This is a genomic window from Candidatus Pelagibacter sp., assembly GCF_052049815.1.
Taxonomy (GTDB): domain Bacteria; phylum Pseudomonadota; class Alphaproteobacteria; order Pelagibacterales; family Pelagibacteraceae; genus Pelagibacter.
In genome coordinates this window covers 1-3,407 of the sequence record NZ_JBNGZG010000067.1, presented here as the reverse complement: position 1 = coordinate 3,407, position 3,407 = coordinate 1, and the positions used below count along the sequence as shown (strand labels likewise).

4 protein-coding genes are annotated in these 3,407 nt (G+C 26.7%); 1 reads left to right on the top strand and 3 read right to left on the bottom strand.

Annotated elements, in window-relative coordinates; translation table 11 throughout:
• A partial coding sequence (locus ACTT9D_RS07035) for an amino acid ABC transporter permease (RefSeq protein ID WP_440931072.1) occupies positions 1-708 on the top strand: 708 nt, incomplete at its 5' end.
• On the opposite strand, the gene ACTT9D_RS07030 is transcribed toward ACTT9D_RS07035, so the two are convergent.
• From ACTT9D_RS07030 to trhO, 3 genes are all read right to left on the bottom strand, one after another.
• The gene (locus tag ACTT9D_RS07030) at positions 705-1,226 is read right to left on the bottom strand and encodes a thermonuclease family protein (protein WP_440931071.1); all 522 of its coding nucleotides are present in this window, start codon (positions 1,224-1,226) and stop codon (positions 705-707) included. The genes ACTT9D_RS07035 and ACTT9D_RS07030 overlap by 4 nt on opposite strands.
• Complete coding sequence (locus tag ACTT9D_RS07025; RefSeq protein WP_440931070.1) at positions 1,189-2,559, bottom strand: MATE family efflux transporter; 1,371 nt, start codon at positions 2,557-2,559, stop codon at positions 1,189-1,191. Before ACTT9D_RS07025 ends, ACTT9D_RS07030 begins: the two co-directional genes overlap by 38 nt.
• Before the next feature lie 8 nt (positions 2,560-2,567).
• The coding region (gene trhO, locus ACTT9D_RS07020) for an oxygen-dependent tRNA uridine(34) hydroxylase TrhO (RefSeq protein WP_440931069.1) at positions 2,568-3,407 on the bottom strand (840 nt) is incomplete at its 5' end.

Genomic DNA, 3,407 nt, shown 5'->3' with positions numbered 1-3,407 from the left:
TTAGCTATATTTTTAACATCTTGTGGCAAAAGTGATTTAAATTGGCTTATTTTATCTCCAAATAATGTTGAAGGATTAACAAATCTTAAATTTTTATTAAGTGGCTTAACCACAACAATCTTTATTTCTTTAGTTTCAATTATCATTTCTATTTTTTTGGGTCTTGTAGTTGCAATCCCATCTTTAGCAAAAAATAAATATCTAACATATTTGAATATAGGCTATGTCGAAATAGTAAGAGCTATTCCTTTATTAGTTTTAATTTTATGGATTTATTATGGTTTGCCAATAATGACAGGAATAAGCTTTAGTCCATTTGTTTCCGGTATTATTGCTTTATCAATAAGTGAAAGTGCTTTTCAAGCTGAAATTTTTAGAGCAGGTATAAATTCAATAAAAAAATCTCAATGGGAAGCTGGAAGTTCATTAGGGTTAAATTTTTTTAGAAAGTTAAGATTAGTTATTCTGCCTCAAGCAATTAAAAATATTCTACCTGCTATTGGAAATCAATTTGTGTATGTTCTAAAAATGTCCTCACTTGTTTCTATTATTGGAATAGGAGATCTTACAAGAAAAGCTAATGAGTTAGTTGTAACAACATACAGACCTTTGGAGATTTATACATTTTTAATATTTGAATATTTAGTTCTTATCTTAATAGTTTCTTATTTTGTAAGAAAATTTGAGAAAAAACTAAAGAAAGATTAGTTTCTATTTTTCTTACGCCAATCCCATGGTTTTTCAAAAGAACCTTGCCAAATACCAAGTTTATTTTTTTTAGCGTTTAATTCTTGATTTTGATATTTTTTGGAATATTTCAAATATGCTAAGGCATAACCATTTTCTACCATCCATGAATTTATATTCGTATTTTTATAAAAACATTCACCTATAAATCTTCCATATCTATCTTTGTTTGTAACTAAACATGAAATTTTCTTATTAAAAATTTTTTTTTTCAATTTATTTGTAGAAACAACACCACAATCATATTCTTTATTTAAAGTTAAAAAAGAAATAGATATAAAGGGTTTTTTGCACTTTTGTTTCATTTCTGGAGCATCAATTCCGAATAATCTTATTTTTTGATTTGATAATTTAATTGTATCTCCATCAGTAATAAGGGCTAATCCCTCAATTTTTTTTTCTTGAGAATTTAATTTTGTGGAAAGAAATAAAATTAAAAAGCTAAAAAGAAAAAAGTTTTTTATTTTGTTTAAAAACATTATTTAAAAAATATCCGATAAATATAATTACTGCAAAGCCCATAATCCAATTTGTGACCATAATTGTATAAAAGATATCTTCGTAGTCCCCTCCTCTAATGTTAATTACATACCATAAACTTAAAAAAGGAAATGCAGTTAAACGTAAAATACTTAGATACAAGCTATAAATGGGTTTCTTTACAGCTTGAAAAACTGCAGTTGTTATAAAAAAAACTGGATATATCGGACCAATTAAAGCAGCGACTTGGAGGTATATAATTCCATGTTTTATTGCTTCAATATTATCTGTAAATAAAGAGACTAAAAATTCAGCACCAAAGAAAATGACTAAACCTGCACATATCATGAAAGATGATCCAAAAAATAATGCTTTTTTATATAATTCTCTAATCCGATCAAATTTTTTAGCTCCAAAATTTTGTCCACCTATCGATAACACAGCTGTATTTAATCCAATTACTGGTAACAAAAATACTTGTTCTATTCTTAAAGCTGCTCCGTAACCAGCTGCTGCTAACTCTCCAAATTGACCAATGAAATATAAAACATTAAATATACCAACACCAATAAACAGCATGCTAAACATAATTGGTATTGATTGTTCTAATAATTCTTTAAGTAATTCGAATTTAGGAATAAAGCATTCGATTTTTAGATACTCTCTTAATTTACAAGAATTTACTTTATATGCTAAATATAAAGTTCCTATAGATTGAGATATTACAGTTGCAATAGCTAAACCAGCAATTCCAAAACCAGGTACAAAAGCATATCCCCATATAAATAAAGGATTTAAAAATATATTTAAAAAGAAACTGAAAATTAGAACATTTCTGTAACTTTTTGTATCTCCTTGGGCATTCAATGTTCCATTTAAAGATATTTGAATTAAGACAATAAAAGTTCCATAAAATATAATATCTAAATACTCTCTTGTTAAAATGATACTTTGTTGATCAGATCCCATTACTGATAAAAGAAAATTTGAGGAATTTAAACCGAAGAAGGTAACAGTTATTGAAACTATAACTGCAAATATTACTGATTGTGCAACTAACAATGAGGCTTTCCTGATTTTCTTTTCTCCTAAGAGATTACCTATGCATGCATTTGTTGCAGCACCAATTCCTACACCCACAGCTATTATTACAAAATAAATTGGAAAAGATTTTGCAATAGCTCCTATCGCTTCAGCTGATATTTTTCCAGCAAACCATGTATCAACAAGATTATAAAAGGTTTGAAATAATGATCCAGTACTTGCCGGTATAGTAACTTTTCTGAGCAATTCCCATATAGGATCTTTAGTAAGTTTGATTGATTTAGACAAATAATCCTCTATTTAAATTCTTTCTGAAATAAATAATTTTTTCCTAATTTTTTTGCTTTGTATATCTGACTTTGCCTCATTCTAAAACGTGATTTTTGATCTGCTGTTAGTTTATCATGGCAATTAGGACAAGATACTCCTTCTTCATATTTTTTCGATTTTTTATCTTTTGGGGATATTGGCATTCGACAACCACTGCACATTGAGTGTGTTCCAATCTTTAAACCATGTTTTAAGCTTATTCTATTATCAAAAACAAAACATTCACCTTTCCATAAACTTTGATCTTTTTTAATTTTTTTAAGATAATTTAAAATTCCACCATTTAGTTGAAAAATATTCTTAAATCCTTTTTTTTTTAAATAAACAGAAGTTTTTTCACATCGAATACCACCAGTACAAAACATTGCAACTGGTTTATCTTTATTAAGTTTATTAAGATACTTAGGAAAATCTCTAAAATTAGTTACGTTGGGATTTACTGCTTTTTTAAAAGTTCCAACTTTATGCTCAAAAGGTTTTCTAGTATCAATTATATGAGTGTCTTTATTTCTAATTAGTTTGTTCCAATCCTTTGGCTCTAAATGTGTGTTTAAATTTCTTTCTTTAGAATTTAATTTTAAATTCATAGGAACAATTTCATTTTTTATTTTAACTTTTGGTTTATGAAACGGTTGAAAATTTGAATTTGACTCATTGAAATTGTCAAATTTTTTAAAAGAAAATAAAGACTTAATTTTTATTTTGATTTTTTCAATATTTGTTACTCTTCCAGATATAGTACCATTTAGACCTTCTTTAGCTATAATAACAGTTCCTCTAATATTGTTATTATTAAAAAATGTAGT